The organism is Pseudoduganella chitinolytica, assembly GCF_029028125.1.
In the GTDB taxonomy this organism is placed as follows: domain Bacteria; phylum Pseudomonadota; class Gammaproteobacteria; order Burkholderiales; family Burkholderiaceae_D; genus Rugamonas; species Rugamonas chitinolytica.
Map to the genome: position 1 here is coordinate 3,431,117 of NZ_CP119083.1, position 15,073 is coordinate 3,446,189.

At 64.2% G+C, this 15,073-nt stretch carries 13 protein-coding genes and 1 tRNA gene; 8 read left to right on the forward strand and 6 right to left on the reverse strand.

What is annotated here, in order from left to right:
• Positions 1-56: 56 nt before the first annotated feature.
• The 3 genes from obgE to rplU all read right to left on the reverse strand — a co-directional run bounded on the left by obgE (position 57) and on the right by rplU (position 1,964).
• Positions 57-1,166, reverse strand: a complete 1,110-nt coding sequence (gene obgE / locus PX653_RS15115) for a GTPase ObgE (protein WP_277413598.1) — start codon at positions 1,164-1,166, stop codon at positions 57-59.
• 188 nt (positions 1,167-1,354) lie between these two features.
• Positions 1,355-1,618: a 50S ribosomal protein L27 gene (rpmA, locus tag PX653_RS15120; protein ID WP_277413599.1), complete on the reverse strand. Its 264-nt coding sequence runs from the start codon at positions 1,616-1,618 to the stop codon at positions 1,355-1,357.
• 34 nt (positions 1,619-1,652) lie between these two features.
• Positions 1,653-1,964, reverse strand: a complete 312-nt coding sequence (gene rplU / locus PX653_RS15125; protein WP_107144413.1) for a 50S ribosomal protein L21 — start codon at positions 1,962-1,964, stop codon at positions 1,653-1,655.
• A 220-nt stretch (positions 1,965-2,184) separates the two neighbouring features.
• Between rplU and ispB the strand changes: the two genes are divergently transcribed.
• From ispB to PX653_RS15150, 5 genes are all read left to right on the forward strand, one after another.
• On the forward strand, positions 2,185-3,168 hold the full coding sequence (gene ispB / locus PX653_RS15130) for an octaprenyl diphosphate synthase (protein WP_277413600.1): 984 nt from the start codon (positions 2,185-2,187) through the stop codon (positions 3,166-3,168).
• 15 nt (positions 3,169-3,183) lie between these two features.
• Positions 3,184-3,873, forward strand: coding sequence for a FadR/GntR family transcriptional regulator (locus PX653_RS15135; RefSeq protein WP_277413601.1), 690 nt, complete (start codon positions 3,184-3,186; stop codon positions 3,871-3,873).
• Between the two features lie 146 nt (positions 3,874-4,019).
• The gene (locus PX653_RS15140; protein ID WP_277413602.1) at positions 4,020-5,423 is read left to right on the forward strand and encodes a glycoside hydrolase family 88/105 protein; all 1,404 of its coding nucleotides are present in this window, start codon (positions 4,020-4,022) and stop codon (positions 5,421-5,423) included.
• Positions 5,424-5,433: 10 nt separating this feature from the next.
• On the forward strand, positions 5,434-6,651 hold the full coding sequence (locus PX653_RS15145) for a BT3233 family polysaccharide utilization protein (RefSeq protein ID WP_277413603.1): 1,218 nt from the start codon (positions 5,434-5,436) through the stop codon (positions 6,649-6,651).
• Between the two features lie 276 nt (positions 6,652-6,927).
• Entirely contained in the window at positions 6,928-9,891 is a 2,964-nt protein-coding gene (locus tag PX653_RS15150) for a TonB-dependent receptor (RefSeq protein ID WP_277413604.1), read from the forward strand.
• 63 nt (positions 9,892-9,954) lie between these two features.
• On the opposite strand, the gene arsC is transcribed toward PX653_RS15150, so the two are convergent.
• Entirely contained in the window at positions 9,955-10,302 is a 348-nt protein-coding gene (gene arsC / locus PX653_RS15155; protein WP_307730751.1) for an arsenate reductase (glutaredoxin), read from the reverse strand.
• A gap of 144 nt (positions 10,303-10,446) precedes the next feature.
• Here arsC and PX653_RS15160 point away from each other — a divergent pair.
• Together PX653_RS15160 and PX653_RS15165 are read left to right on the forward strand one after the other, a co-directional pair.
• Positions 10,447-10,523 (forward strand) — tRNA-Pro (locus PX653_RS15160).
• Between the two features lie 198 nt (positions 10,524-10,721).
• Positions 10,722-11,150 carry a hypothetical protein gene (locus tag PX653_RS15165; protein ID WP_277413605.1) on the forward strand — a complete coding sequence of 143 codons (429 nt, stop codon included), beginning with the start codon at positions 10,722-10,724 and terminating at the stop codon, positions 11,148-11,150.
• Positions 11,151-11,389: 239 nt separating this feature from the next.
• Here the strand turns inward: PX653_RS15165 and PX653_RS15170 are convergent, their stop codons facing one another.
• Positions 11,390-13,240, reverse strand: coding sequence for an ABC transporter ATP-binding protein/permease (locus PX653_RS15170; RefSeq protein WP_277413606.1), 1,851 nt, complete (start codon positions 13,238-13,240; stop codon positions 11,390-11,392).
• A gap of 322 nt (positions 13,241-13,562) precedes the next feature.
• Positions 13,563-14,849, reverse strand: coding sequence for a TonB family protein (locus tag PX653_RS15175; RefSeq protein WP_277413607.1), 1,287 nt, complete (start codon positions 14,847-14,849; stop codon positions 13,563-13,565).
• A 95-nt stretch (positions 14,850-14,944) separates the two neighbouring features.
• Between PX653_RS15175 and PX653_RS15180 the strand changes: the two genes are divergently transcribed.
• On the forward strand, positions 14,945-15,067 hold the full coding sequence (locus PX653_RS15180; RefSeq protein ID WP_277413608.1) for a hypothetical protein: 123 nt from the start codon (positions 14,945-14,947) through the stop codon (positions 15,065-15,067).
• The last annotated feature ends 6 nt before the right edge of the window (positions 15,068-15,073 follow it).

The window sequence follows — 15,073 nt, forward strand, 5'->3', positions numbered from 1 at the left end:
CGGACGTTGCCGGAACCTGCGTATGGCGGGTCCGGCAAGTCACAGGTACTGCGATTTTAATCGAGAACCTTGAAGCGTGGGTCGTCAGGGTCGATCGACGAGATGCCGCGCGCTTCTTCCGTCATCTGCGTTTCCTCGGCGCGCTGCTCGCTGTGGCGCTTCTGCTCCAGGTACTGGTAGATCGCGTTGACGAGTTCCTGCGTGCCTTCGTGCGACAGCGCGGAGATCTCGAACACGGGTCCCTTCCAGCCGAACTTCTTGACGAAGTCCTTGACGCGCTTGGCGCGTTCTTCCGCCGGGATCACGTCGACCTTGTTCAGCACCAGCCAGCGCGGCTTGTCCAGCAGCTCCTGGTCGTACTTCTCCAGTTCCTTGACGAGCGCCTTGGCTTCCTTGACGGGATCCACGGTGGCCTCGAACGGCGCCAGGTCGACGATGTGCAGCAGCAGGCCGGTGCGCGACAGGTGGCGCAGGAACTGGTGACCCAGGCCGGCACCTTCCGCGGCGCCTTCGATCAGGCCGGGAATGTCGGCGATGACGAAGCTCTTCTCGTGCGACACACGCACCACGCCCAGGTTCGGGTGCAAGGTCGTGAACGGGTAGTCGGCGATCTTCGGACGCGCGTTGGACACGGCCGTGATGAACGTCGACTTGCCGGCGTTCGGCATGCCCAACAGGCCCACGTCGGCCAGCACCTTCAGTTCCAGGCGCAGTTCGCGGCGTTCGCCTTCCTTGCCTTCGGTCTTCTGGCGCGGGGCCCGGTTGGTGGACGTCTTGAAGTGGATGTTGCCCCAGCCGCCCTCGCCGCCCTTGGCCAGCAGTTCGATCTGGCCATGCTCCGTCATGTCGGCGATGATCTCGCCCGACACTTCGTCGATGATCAGGGTGCCGACCGGCACGCGCAGGGTGACGTCGTCCGCGCCCTTGCCGTAGCAGTCGGAGCCGCGGCCCGCTTCGCCATTGCTGGCGCGGTGCATCTTGGAGAAACGATAGTCGACCAGCGTGTTGACGTTACGGTCGGCCACGGCCCAGATGGAGCCGCCCTTGCCGCCGTCGCCGCCGTCCGGGCCGCCGAACGGGCGGAATTTCTCGCGCCGGAAGGAGGCGCAGCCATTGCCGCCGTCGCCGGCAATGACTTCGATACGTGCTTCGTCGATGAACTTCATAATCTACCGCCTGAAAAGTGGGCCCTGCACTCGGTAAGGACTGAAGTCGATCAGCCCTTAACGAGGACAGCGCCAAAACAAAAAAGGCTCCACCGGTGGCAGAGCCCTCTATCCACAAGCTTTCCGCCTGTGAGGCCCGATCCCGTGGCGCGAACGCCAGGAATCAGGGCCTTTCGTAATCCGCTGGATTACTGCGCAGCTGGAACGACGGTGACGAACTTGTGGTTGCCAGCGCCCTTGGTGACGAACTTGACAACGCCGCTCGTCAGAGCGAACAGGGTGTGGTCCTTGCCGGTGCCAACGCCTTCGCCGGCGCGCACTGGGGTGCCGCGCTGACGGATGATGATGCCGCCTGCATTGATCGTCTGACCGCCGTAAACCTTGACGCCCAGGCGTTTTGATTCGGAATCGCGGCCGTTGCGGGTAGTGCCGCCGCCTTTTTTGTGTGCCATTTAATGCTCCTTGAGACTGAAGTCAGATCAGCGATTAGCCGTTGATCGAAACGATTTGGATTTCGGTGTAGTTCTGGCGATGGCCCTGGTGCTTCTGGTAGTGCTTACGACGGCGCATCTTGAAGATCTTGACCTTGTCGTGACGACCTTGGGAAACCACTTTCACCAGAACCTTTGCACCTTCAACCAATGGAGCACCAAACTTGATGCTGTCGCCCGCGCCAACGGCGAGAACTTGATCGATGGTGAGTTCGGAACCAATGTCAGCAGGTATCTGTTCTACTTTGAGTTTTTCGCCAGCGACAACTTTGTATTGCTTGCCACCGGTTTTTATGACCGCGTACATGATTTGAAACCTCATCAAATGTTATTAAAAATCCCTTGCTCGACACCCTGGCGCGGTGAGACTGCGCCCGGGCGGAGGCCGGGGAACCAGTGATTATACATGGATGGGAAAATCGCGTCAAAAAGTATTCACAAAGACATCCGCTCGTGGTATGTCGGCAACGTCAAGCGTGCATGTCGTATAATTCGCACCACCTCAATCCGTCCAACGCAGGTCCGCCTTGTCCACCCAACCAGCCAGCCAGAATAACATCATCAGCACCATTGCCGCCGACATGGACGCCGTCAACGGCGTGATCCGCCAGCGCCTGCATTCGGAGGTCGCGCTGGTCAACCAGATCGCGGAATACATCATCAGCGCTGGCGGCAAGCGGATCCGTCCCGTGCTGGTGCTGCTGGTGGCGAACGCCTATGCCTACAAGGGCACGGCGCACCACGAGCTGGCGGCCGTCGTGGAGTTCATCCACACGGCTACGCTGCTGCACGACGACGTCGTCGACGAGTCCTCGCTGCGCCGCGGCCGCGCCACCGCCAACGCGCTGTTCGGCAATGCGGCCTCGGTGCTGGTGGGCGACTTCCTGTACTCGCGCGCGTTCCAGATGATGGTCTCGCTGGACAACATGCGCATCATGAGCATCCTGTCCGACGCCACCAACGTCATCGCCGAGGGCGAAGTGCTGCAGCTGTTGAACATGCACGACCCGGACGTCAGCCAGGACAGCTACCTGCAGGTGATCCGCTCCAAGACGGCCAAGCTGTTCGAAGCGGCCGCCGAACTGGGCGCACTGGTCGCCGGCGCCAACGACGAACAGATCGCCGCCGCCAGCGAATACGGCCGCTCGCTGGGCACCGCGTTCCAGCTGATCGACGACGTGCTCGATTACGTGGGCGACGCCAGCGAGATCGGCAAGAACGTGGGCGACGACCTGCGCGAAGGCAAGCCGACGATGCCGCTGATCTACCTGATGGAACACGGCACCGAGGAGCAGCGCCAGCTGGTGCGCTCCTGCATCGAGACGGGCGACGAGCAGCACTTCGACACCATCCTGGCCGCCATCACGACCAGCGGCGCGCTCGACTACACGCGCCGCGAAGCGCAGGTGGCCGCGCAGCGCGCCATCGACGCCATCGCCGCGATGCCGGACAGCCGCTACAAGGATTCGCTGCTGCAGCTGGCCCGCTTCGCCGTCGATCGCAATCACTGATACCACCAGGTGGCCATGAAGAAGCCCAGCGGCGACAACGGCGCCCCCGAACCGCGGCTGTACCGCGTCGTCGCGGAGCGCGTGCAACAGCTGATCCAGGAGGAGCAGCTGGCCCCGGGCGCGCGCCTGCCCGCCGAGCGCGAGCTGTCGGCCAAGCTGTCCGTCAGCCGCGCATCGCTGCGCGAGGCATTGATCGCGCTGGAACTGGGCGGCGTGGTGGAAGTGCGCGGTGGCTCCGGCGTCTATGTCTGCGAACAGCCGCTGCCGGCCGAGGTGCCGGAAACGGGCCCGGGCCCGTTCGAGGTGCTGGCCGCACGCCGCCTGATCGAATCGGAAATCGCGGCCATCGCCGCCAAGGTCGCCACCGCCGCGCAGGTCGATGCGATCCTGCGCGCCGTGGAAGACATGGAACGCCACCACGAGGACCGCGCCAGCAACGAACAGGCCGACCGCAACTTCCACCTCGCCATTGCCCGTGCCACCGGCAACACCGCCTTCGTCGGCGTCATCGAATACCTGTGGAACAACCGCGGCTCCTTGTGGCACAAGCTGAAGGAACACTACCAGACCGAGGAGCTGCGCCTGGAAACGCTGCCCGATCACCGCAAGATCCTGGAAGCCATCGCCGCGCGCGACCCCGCCGGTGCCCGCCATGCGATGCGGGCGCACCTGGAGCGGGTGACGCGGACGTTCTCACGGGGCTGACAGCCCCGTTTTTTTTGCCCGGCCGCCGCGCTCGACGAGCGCCTGTGGTCAGCCCACCTTGCGCAACTGGCCGGACCAATCTAGAATGGCCTGACCAATAATCGTAGTTGAAACTGCAAGCGCACGCCCTGCGCAACGGAGACAAGGTGAAACTCAAGACGAACGTGCTGGCCGCGCTGGCCTGCTGCACCCTGCTGGGCGCCGCCCACGCGGAGGGTCCTTTCCGCAATCCCGACAACAAGAACCCGAACGACCCTTCCGAGGGCAGTTATCCGGTACCGTACAAGATGCCGGTGGCGACCGAGATCACCGATGCGCTCAACCGCATCCGGACCTACATGGACAAGGCCACGCCGACCCGTGTCGTCAACCGCAAGACCGGCGCGCCGATCACGGATTTCAGGAATCCGGTGCCCGAGGCGGCCTTCGAGGAAGCGGCCGGCGACTACGGCATCCTGGTCTACGAGATGGGCGTGGTGCATTCCGGCCTGCTGCGTGCGGCCGAAGCGACGGGCGACAAGCACTTTACCGCGATGACGCAGCGGCACCTGCAGTTCTTCGCCGACAAGCTGCCCTACTTCCGCGCCCAGGAACAGAAGTTCCACCTGGAGCGTGCCAACAGCTTCTCGCGCTTCCTCGATCCGCGCGCGCTGGACGACGCCGGCTCGATGTGCGCCGCGCTGATGCGCGCGCGCGCCGCCAAGGTGGGGCCCGACCTGTCCGGGATGATCGCCACCTGCAGCGACTGGGTCGCCAACAAGCAGTTCCGCCTGGCCGACGGCACGATGGCGCGCAAGCGTCCGCAGGCCGTCTCGCTGTGGGGCGACGACATGTACATGAGCATTCCGGCACTGGCCGAGATGGGCCGCATGACGGGCGAGCGCAAGTACTTCGACGATGCAGTCAACAACGTGCTCAATATGAGCAAGTACCTGTTCAACCCGCAGCTGGGTATCTACACTCACGGCTGGCATGCGCACGTGCCGGATTCGCCGCGCTTCTACTGGGCGCGCGCGAACGGCTGGGCCGTGCTGGCGATCAGCGACCTGCTGGACGTGCTGCCGAAGGACCACCCGGGCCGCGACAAGGTGCTGGACCAGCTGCGCGCGGCGCTGAAAGGCATTGCGGAACGCCAGTCCGGCACGGGCCTGTGGCACCAGATGATCGACCGTAACGACTCGTACCTGGAGACGTCGGCCAGCGCCATGTTCGTCTACACGATCGCCCACGCGGTCAACCAGGGCTGGATCAGCCCGACCGTGTACGGCTCGGTGGCGCAGGCCGGCTGGGCGGGGCTGGCGACGAAGATCAACGCACAAGGCCAGGTGGAAGGCACGTGCGTCGGCACGACGCTCGCCTCCGACCAGGTCTATTACTACCATCGCCCCACCAGCGTGCATGCGCTGCACGGCTATGGTCCGATGCTGCTGGCCGGCGCCGAGATGCTGCGCCTGTTGAAGAACCCGAACGTGAACATCGAATACAAGGTCCGCACGTATCACTACCAGCCGAAGGGTGCGGGCAAGACCGACTACAGCGAACATCATTGAAAGGTACGAGATGACATTGAACCGCTCCTGCACCGCCGCGCTGGTCGCTTCCCTGCTGCTGCCGGCCGCCCACGCGGCCAGCCTGCGGGTCACGCTGTCGCACGACCTGGCCACGGCACGCCCATCCGAAACCGTGACGATCCCCTGGCTTGAGGTGAACAAGGCCATGCCCGGCGCGCTGATCCAGCGCATCGCCGTCAAGGACCCGGCCGGCAAGGCCGTGCCGTACCAGGTGACGAACGTGGCGCCGCTGGCGAAGGACCCGCAGAACGTGGGCGCGGCCTATGGCGAGCTGATTTTCCAGCACAGCTTCAAGGCCGGCGAGCAAAGCGTCACCTACACCGTCGAAACCATCGACGGCGTGGCGCCCGTGTTCCCCGTACAGGCCTACGCCCGCTACGTGCAGGAGCGCCTGGACGACTTCGCCTGGGAGAACGACAAGCTGGCGCACCGTACCTACGGTCCCGCGCTGATGGCGCCCGCGGCGCCGGGCAGCGGCAAGGAAGTACTGCAGACCAGTGGGCTGGACCTGTGGTTCAAGCGCGTGCCGTATCCGATCGTCGACCGCTGGTACAACAAGGGCCACGACCACTATCACCACGACGAGGGTGAAGGGATGGACATGTACAACGTCGGCAAGTCGCGCGGCGCCGGCGGCACCGGCATCTGGGACGGCAAGACGCTGTACACGAGCGTCAACTACGCCAGCTGGAAGGTGCTGGCCAACGGACCCGTGCGCGCCATCTTCGAGCTGCGCTACGACGCCTGGGACGCGGCCGGCACGCCCGTCACCGAGGTCAAGCGCTTCACGGTGGACGCGGGCCACTACCTGGACCGGATCGACAGCACGTTCGAGTTCAAGGACAAGGCCACGCTGACGGCGGCCGTGGGCCTGAACAAGACCCCGACGGACAAGGGTGAGCAGCCCGACATCGACGTCCACCGCGACGTCACGGACGGCGTGCTGCTGCAGTGGGTGAAGCAGAAGACCAAGGGAGAATTCGGCACGGCCATCATCCTGCCGGGGGCGACGGAGTTCACGCAGGACACCCTGAACCACCTCGTGCTGGCGCCGGTCAAGGCGGGCCAGCCGCTGCGCTACTACGCCGGCGGCGCCTGGAACCGCGCCGGCGAGATCACCAGCGCCGCGCAGTGGAAAGCCTACGTGGCCGATGCCGCCAAGCGGGCGCGCAGTCCCGTCAAGGTCGCCCTGCAGGCGCAACCATAAAAACCTGGCGCCGTCATTGACGCCGGTGTCAGGCACCTGTCCGAGAGCTTGCCGCTCTCAGACAGGTGCCTGACACCATGGGTCTCCTCTGTAGCAATCCCACAACACCCCGCCACGCCCCTCCCTCTGCGGTCCGGCCAATTAGCAAAAATTCTTTATTGCGGACTGACCAATAATTAAAAATCTGCCCTAAAATGCACCAACCGGCCTGACCAGTTTGGCCGGTGGTCCGCACGACGCCAGATTTTGCGAGCAATAAAAATTATTGGAGATGAGATGCACCCCACCACTTCCCGCCGGGCGCACAAGCGCCGCAGCGCGCGCGCAGCACGCTTCGCCCTTACTTCCGCCACCGTACTGGTCCTTGGCACCGCAGCCGCCCAGACCACCGCACCGCCGGCCAGCGCCGACGAGCCCACCAAGGTCGTCGTCACCGGCCTGCGCGCCTCGCTGGAATCGGCACTGAACAAGAAACGCGAGGACAACGGCATCGTCGACGTCATCAAGGCCGAAGACATGGGCAAGTTCCCCGACACGAACCTGGCCGAGTCGCTGCAACGCGTGCCCGGCGTCGTCATCAACCGCGATGCGGGCGAAGGCCGCAACATCACCGTGCGCGGCCTGGGCCAGGACTTTACGCGCGTGCGCATCAACGGCATCGAAGGCCTGGCGACGACGGGCGCGACCGACTCCTCCGGCGGCGCCAACCGCTCGCGCGGCTTCGACTTCAACGTCTTCGCGTCCGAGCTGTTCAGCTCCCTGACCGTTCGTAAAAGCTCGTCGGCCGACGTGGACGAAGGCTCGCTGGGCGCCACCGTGGACCTGACCACGATGCGCCCGTTCGACCTGAAGGGTTTCAACGCGACGATCACCGCGAAGGGCAAGTACAACGACCTGGCCGAGAAGACCGACCCACGCGTGGCGTTCCTGCTGTCGAACACCTTCATGGACCGCAAGCTGGGCGTGCTGGTCTCCGGGGCCTACTCCAAGCGCCAGGTGCTGGAGGAAGGCTTCTCCACCGTGCGCTGGGATAACGGCCCGTCGTCGGGCGGCTGGTGCGCGCCGCAAGGCGTGCCCGCGAATCCCGCCAACTCCACCGCCACCACGTGCGGCCCGGCCGCGCAGGGCGTGGCGCGCCTGCCGTTCTCGCAAGGCGCGGTGGACGCCTACAACGCGGCCAGCAGCGCGGCCAACTTCACGCCGCGCATTCCGCGCTACGGCCGCCTGACGCACGACCAGGACCGCCTCGGCCTGACGGCTTCCGTGCAATGGCGCCCGATGCGCGGATCGCTGCTGACGTTCGACATGCTGTACTCCAAGCTCGAAGCGTCGCGCCAGGAGGACTACCTGGAAGCGATCTCGTTCTCGCGCGGCGGCACCCAGGGCGGCAAGCCGCAGACCAGCGTCGTCGAGGCGCTGTATGCACCGAACGGCGCGCTGCTGTACGGGAAGTTCAACGGCGTGGACGTGCGTGCCGAGTCGCGCTACGACGAGCTGACGACGACGTTCACGCAGCCGACCCTGACGTGGGAACAGGACCTGGCCGAAGGCTGGCGCCTGAACGCCAAACTGGGCCGCGCCAAGTCCAAGTTCCGCAATCCCGTGCAGACGACGACGACGCTGGATGCCCTCAACGTCAACGGCTACACGATGGACTTCCGCAACAACGACCGCCTGCCGGCGATCGGCTATCCGTTCGATCCGACGCAAGCCGGCGGCGCCCTGACGATCGTCGGCGTGCCGCAGGTGGCGAGCGGCACGCAGCCGTCGTCGATCCCGAACACGACGGCCAGCGAGATCCGCATCCGTCCGCAAGGCACCACCAACACGACCGACGTGGCGGACGTCAACGTGTCGTGGGACGTGCTGCCCGACCGCTTCAGCCTGAAGGCCGGCGCCAGCGCCAAGAAGTACACGTTCGATTCGTATGAGTTCCGTCGCGTGAACCAGGGCGACACCATCTTCGCGCCCGCGGCCGGCACGTCGGTCGCCAGCCTGACGACGATGCTGACAGGCTTCGGCAAGGGCACCGACCTGCCGGCCGGCACACCGACCAGCTGGGCGACGCCGAACCTGGCCGCGATCGCGCAGGCCTACGACATCTACTGCAACTGCATCAAGAGCGGCCCGGCCGGCGGCCCCGGCGACTTCACGCTGTCGTCGATCGAGAACGCGAACGCGCGCGGCAACAACCGCTCGGTGCGGGAAGAGGACAAGGGCGTCTACCTGATGGGCGACTTCAACACCGAGGTGGCCGGCATCCCCGTGCGCGGTAACGTGGGCGTGCGCTACGTGCGCACCGACCTGTCGTCCACCGGCTATGTCGCCACCAACAACGGCACCGCCGTGACGGTGGACAACCGCTACTCGGACACGCTGCCGGCCTTTAACGTGGCGGCCACCCTGCGGCCGGACTTCATCGTGCGCTTCGGCGCCGCCAAGGTCATGACGCGCCCGCAGCTGAACGACCTGTCCCCGGGCGGTACGATCGCGACGACGGGTACCCTGTCGATCACGAGCGGCAACCCGAACCTGAAGCCGTTCCGCGCCAAGACGTTCGATTCCAGCTTCGAGTGGTATTTTGCGAAGAACAGCTTCCTCGGCCTGGGCCTGTTCCAGAAGAACATCGGCACGTATATCCAGAGCCTGCGCACCGACGTGCGCTTCCGCGACACGGGCCTGCCGCTGTCGCTGCTGCCGACCAACTTCACGGGCGACGAGGTGTTCGCGGTGACGGCGCCGGTCAACACGGAGGGCGGCAAGCTGCGCGGCTTCGAGATCAATTACCAGCAACCGTTCACGTTCCTGCCGGGGATCGGCAAGAACTTCGGCAGCCTGCTGAACTACACGTACGTCAAGTCGACGATGGACTACCTGGTGTCGCCGAACGGCGGCGCGACGATCATGGACGACCTCCTGAACCTGTCGCCGAAGTCCTGGAACGCCACCTTCTACTACGACGACGGCCGCTTCAGCGCGCGCGTCTCGACATCGCAGCGCGATGCGTTCCTGACCCGTGTGCCGGGCCAGAACAACAACGACGTGGAAGGCAAGAACAAGTCGCTGAACGTGGACCTGTCGCTGTCGTACAAGGTCAACGACAAGCTCGACCTGACGTTCGAAGGCGTCAACCTGACGAACGAGGAGAACGACCAGTTCACCAGCCGCCAGCGCAACAGCGTGGTGGTGAACCACGTGACGGGGCGCGAGTACCTGCTGGGGTTGCGCTACAAGTTCTGACGTCGACGCATGAAGTGTTGGGGTCTGTCCCTGCGGGACCGACCCCGGTTTTCACCACGGCGCTTACAGGATCTCCTGCACCAGCGCTGGCGGCCGGCACAACCGCACACCCTTTTCGGTAACGACGAACGGGCGGTTGATCAACGCCGGATGCGCGATCATCGCATCGAGCAGCGCGTCATCGGACAGCGTCTTGTCGGCCAATCCCAGTTGATCGTACAAGTCGCCCTTGTCGCGCATCGCGCCGCGCACGGTCAACCCCGCCTGCGCGATCATTCCGGCCAGCCGCGCGCGCGTGGGCGGCTCCTTCAGGTAGTCGATGACGACGGGCTCGATGCCCGCCTCGCGGATCAGCGCCAGCGCGCCGCGCGAATTGCTGCATGCGTTGTTGTGGTAGATGGTGACGGTCATGGTGGGGTTGGCAGAGGTTCAAGTCCGGGCATCATAGTGAGAACACCCCGCCATGACAAGCGCGGCCACACCCTTATTGTCTAGCTAACCCGGCAGAGTTGAAAAAGCCGAAGAGTTCTGGTTTAATAATGCCTCCTACCCAGTCGGGGTGTAGCTTAGCCCGGTAGAGCGCTACGTTCGGGACGTAGAGGCCGGAGGTTCGAATCCTCTCACCCCGACCACAGAATTTCCTTACAAAACAGCGAGTCGAGAACTCGCTGTTTTGCTTTGTGGATGCCTCAGTTCCCAAGCCCTCCCCTGTACAGACCTGCGCAAAGACATGCTGCGTCGCCTGACTCTTCAAGCCTCGGAGGCAGCTCAAAGTCAATGTTCTGAAGATGCAGTACCTTGCTCTTTCGCACTCGACCGGAGGCTGACCCATGTCCGACTTCTACAAGTACTTCAAGGAAAATATGGAGGCGCTTGGGCTTGCGCCACCGCCCGAAACGCTCTTTGGAACGCAGCAGCTTGCGGTTACAACAATAAGTGCGATCCTCGCCTATATTGACAAGTACGGGACCAACGTGACTATGCTTGAGATGGTCGGTGCCGGTTCCCGCCTGGAACAGCTTGCTACGTTGGGCGCATTAGGCGCTGCCTTCTATGTCGGCGCAGCGATCGGTAGCCTTGCCGTTGCGACCGGACGAACGATCAGCGGAGGGGCTTCGATTGCAGATGTTCTGTTCGAGGCTTCCAGGCAGGGGTTCGGGCGCCAGTGGCTTACGACGCTTTTCGTTGAAATGCCAGGAATCTATGATGGACGGATGTCAGCCAGAAAGCTTTACAAGCATAATGGGTACATCCGATGAGAGACTCCCTGCTGCTGTTAGCCACAGGTGCGGCAATCTCATTGGCCGCCTGGGCATTCTGGCATTACCTCGGGAACGATGCGTTTGGCACGCTAACCACCGTCATCCTGGTTGGTGTCGTAGCGGATAACGTGCGGCTTCGCCGTCAGCTGCGTTCGATGCGACGTTAGCCTGTACGTGCCTCCCGCAGTCGCCTGCACTTATGCTTCCACGGATGAAAGCCGGCCGCCTGCGCCAACCTACCCCGCAACAACCACCTTGAGCGATGGCGTCGTCGGTGCCGGGCCGTTGTCCGCAGTGACATCCGATTCATCGAACCGGTACCCGCTCGCCTCGTGAATCTCCCATTTGCCCTCGCCTGTCAGGCGCAGCACGTGCGTATGGTGACGCAGCACGGCGGGGCGGTGCGCGATGCTGATCAGCGTCGCGCCGTTCTCGCGCAGGCGTGCGTACAGCGAGGCCTCGTTGCGGCAATCGAGGGCGCTGGTGGCCTCGTCCAGGATGACGATGCTCGGCTCGTGCACCAGCACGCGGCCGAACGCCAGGCGCTGCTGTTCGCCAACCGACAACAGCTTTTCCCAATCCTGCACGGCATCCAGGCCGCCCACGCGCTCGGCCAGGTGCGGCAGGTGCACTTGGCTCAGGATGTCCAGCAGCTCGTCGTCGCTGAGGCTCGATTCTGCGCTCGGGTAAATGAGCTGGCTGCGCAGCGTGCCTGATTGCAGATAGGGCTGCTGTGGCAGGAAGAAGAACTCTTCCAGCGGCGGATGGTGGATGACGCCGCTGCCCTTGTGCCACAGGCCCGCGATCGCCCGCAGCAGCGAGCTCTTGCCGCAGCCGCTGTCGCCGGTGATGAGCAGTGCGTCGCCGGGCTTGACCGCCAGGGTCAGCTCCTTGATGAGCACTCGCTCCGATTGCGGCGGATGCAGCGTGACGGCTTCCAGCGCCAGGTGCTGTGCCGGCCGCTTTTCGATCCGCGGGTGCTGGTCTTCGCTGCCGCGCTTCGCTCCCGCCTCCGGCAGCATCAGGTTGGCCAATGCCTGCAGGCGGCCGATGCCGGCCACGAAACGGCTCAGGCTCTCGAAGTTGTCGACAATGATGCCGACGGCCGTGAGCACGGCCGTAAAGGCGCCCGCTGCCTGGATGGCGCGCCCCACTTCCAGCTCGCCCGACAGCACGCCCTCGGCCAGGATGACGAACGGCAGCACCAGCGTGAGCTGGCTGAACGTGCGCTGGAAAAAGTTCAGGGAGCGCTGCTTCTTGATCAGCCTGGAAAAATTGTGAATCACCTTGTCGAGCTTGTTGTCGATGTGCGCGCGCTCCTGGGCTTCGCCCCGGTAGAAGGCGATCGACTCGGCATTTTCGCGCAGTCGCATCAGGCTGAAGCGGAAGTCCGCTTCCCGCCGCAGCTGCCAGAAGTTCAGGTGGATCAGCGGGGTGCCGAAGACATACAGGGCAATGACGGTGCCCAGCAGCGCATACACCGCCAGCACGCCGACCAGCACGTGCGAGATCGACCACAGCACGGCGGAAAAGGCCACCAGCTGCATGATCGAGCCCAGGAAGATCAGCAGGAAGTGGATGGATTTGCCGGTGAAGGTATTGACGTCTTCGCTGATGCGCTGGTCGGGGTTGTCGATTTCGGCGTCGGAACCCAGTTCGTAATACTTGCGCCCTTTCAGGTAGCCGTCGAGGAAGCGGCCCGTCAGCCATTGCCGCCACTGGTTGGCGAAGAGGTCGCGCATATAGTAATAGAACGCATAGACGGGAATCGCGAACGCCAGGATGACCAGGCATTGACGCACCGAGTTCCAGAAGCGGTCGCCATCCTTGCCCGCCAGCGCCGAGGTCATTTCGCCAGCCTGGTCGTTCAGCATGACGGCCAACTTGGTCTCGACCAGCATCAACGCAATCAACAGCAGTAACAAGAACCAGGCTTTCTTCTTCTGGTCCTCGAGCCAGTAAGGTTTGGCCACATCGACGAACTGCTTCCAGGCGGCGAGGGAGAGCGGCGCGGCCCGCAGTCTTTTCTTGGGAGGCGCCGGGGTGTCGTCATGGGCACCGGCAGCGGCGGAGGTAGGCTTGTTCATTTTCGGTGCTTCCATAGATCGACCGGGTTTCGCACTCCGGGGCCGGATCGGTCCGGCTCTTCGAGGCGTACAGCAATGGCGATGAGTGCGATAACCTCAGCCATGACGCCAGCATATGGCCGGGAATGGAAACGTTCAGTGCGGAAACGGACATAGCAGCTCATCGGTAAGCTTGTGTCATTTGCGCAACATGGTCGCCGCCACGGCGATCGACCACCGGGCGGCGCCTTGGCAAAAAAAAACCGAACGATTGCGTCGTTCGGTTTTTCCCATGGCGCCCCTCCGGCCGCCCCCGCGGTAGGACCGCGCCCGCCTCCTTGCATCAGTCCAGCGAGAACACGTACTCCAGCCTGGCCCAGACGGGCTCGGCATCCTTGTCGTCGCTCGGCATCTTGAAGCGGCACTGCGAGAAGGCCTTGCGGGCCGCCTTGTCGAGTTCAGCGGAGCCGCTCGACTTCTGTACCTTCGATTCGACGACCCGGCCGTCGCCGGCGACCAGCAGTGCCACCTGCACCGTGCCGGTCTCGTTGGCGGCATGGGCTTTTGGCGGGTACGTTGGCGGCGCGCACGTGCGCATGTCGGCAATAGGGGCCTGGCGCACTGCCGCGCCGGCATTCGCGCTGGCACTCACGCTGGCGGCCGACGCCACGCTCGCCCGGCTGGCTTCGACCGGCGGCTTCGCATCGGCGCGCGCTGCGTCGGACGCAGACGGCCGCTCCGCCTCGGTCACGGCAACCGTCCTGGCGGGCTGCGCGGGTGCCGGTGCGGGGGCCGCCGCACTGGCAGCCGTGCTGGCTTTTACCGCGGGGACGGCTTTCTCCGGCTCCACCGCTTTCGGCGCTGCTTCCTTGGCCTTGGGCGCGGTCGTCGGCAAGTCCAGCTTGTGCAGACCCAGGCCCATGCTCTTCAACATGGCGCTCAGGCGCTCGAAATCGGATGCCTTGGCGGCCGCCGGTGACTCCGTCCTCGCCGCCACGCCGGATTGCGCGGGGTCCTCCTGCGCGGCACGCGGGCCGGTCGCGGCCGGCTCCTGGGTGGCGCCTTTGCCCACCAGTTCCATCTCGCCCTGCTCGCGCGACGCCACGGCAGCCCCCGCATGCGGCGCCGACGCCGCGCCTGGCGTATAGTTGGCCGCCTGCTCGAGCATGCGCATGGAGCGCTGTTCCTGCCAGCTCGAGCGACCGATGACCGCCACAACGATAGCGGCCGATCCGAGCAGCACCGCGGCGATCCGTCCATGCCGGCCGGCGACGTAGTCGCGCACCCGGTTCAGCAAGGAATTGCGTGGTTCCCCGTTCCGCCCGGCTGCCTCGCTGGCTCGCCCCGGCGCGCCATTGAAGTCGCTCGAGTTGGCGGACTCGTGGTATTCGTACTGATGGGAGCCGCGTCCATGCAGGATCTGGTAGTCATACAGTTCGCGCTGCTCCGCGTCGGACAGCACGCTGTAGGCGGTGTTCAGTCGTGCCATCACGCGCGCGGCGTCCGGATTACCCACGTTCTTGTCCGGATGGTGCTTCTGCGATAGCGAACGATAGGCGGCGCGGATCACCTCCGCTGGGGCATCGCGCGTGACTTTGAGGACTTCGTAGTGGCATTGAAATTTTGTCATCGGTCCGACTATTACTAGGTTCCAGGCATCGCAACGACAGGTCATTGCTAATTTGTTCAGCAATCCGAAATACTATATTGAATTGCCAATGCTGAATGGCATTCGAAGCTGCCACCTTGCAAAATATGGCTGAAAAACAACAAATTGTCGGCATGCAAATGTGCGTTCGCGAAAATGGACGAAAAAAAACAGCGGTCGAGCCGCTGTTTTTCCGCTGAGCAACG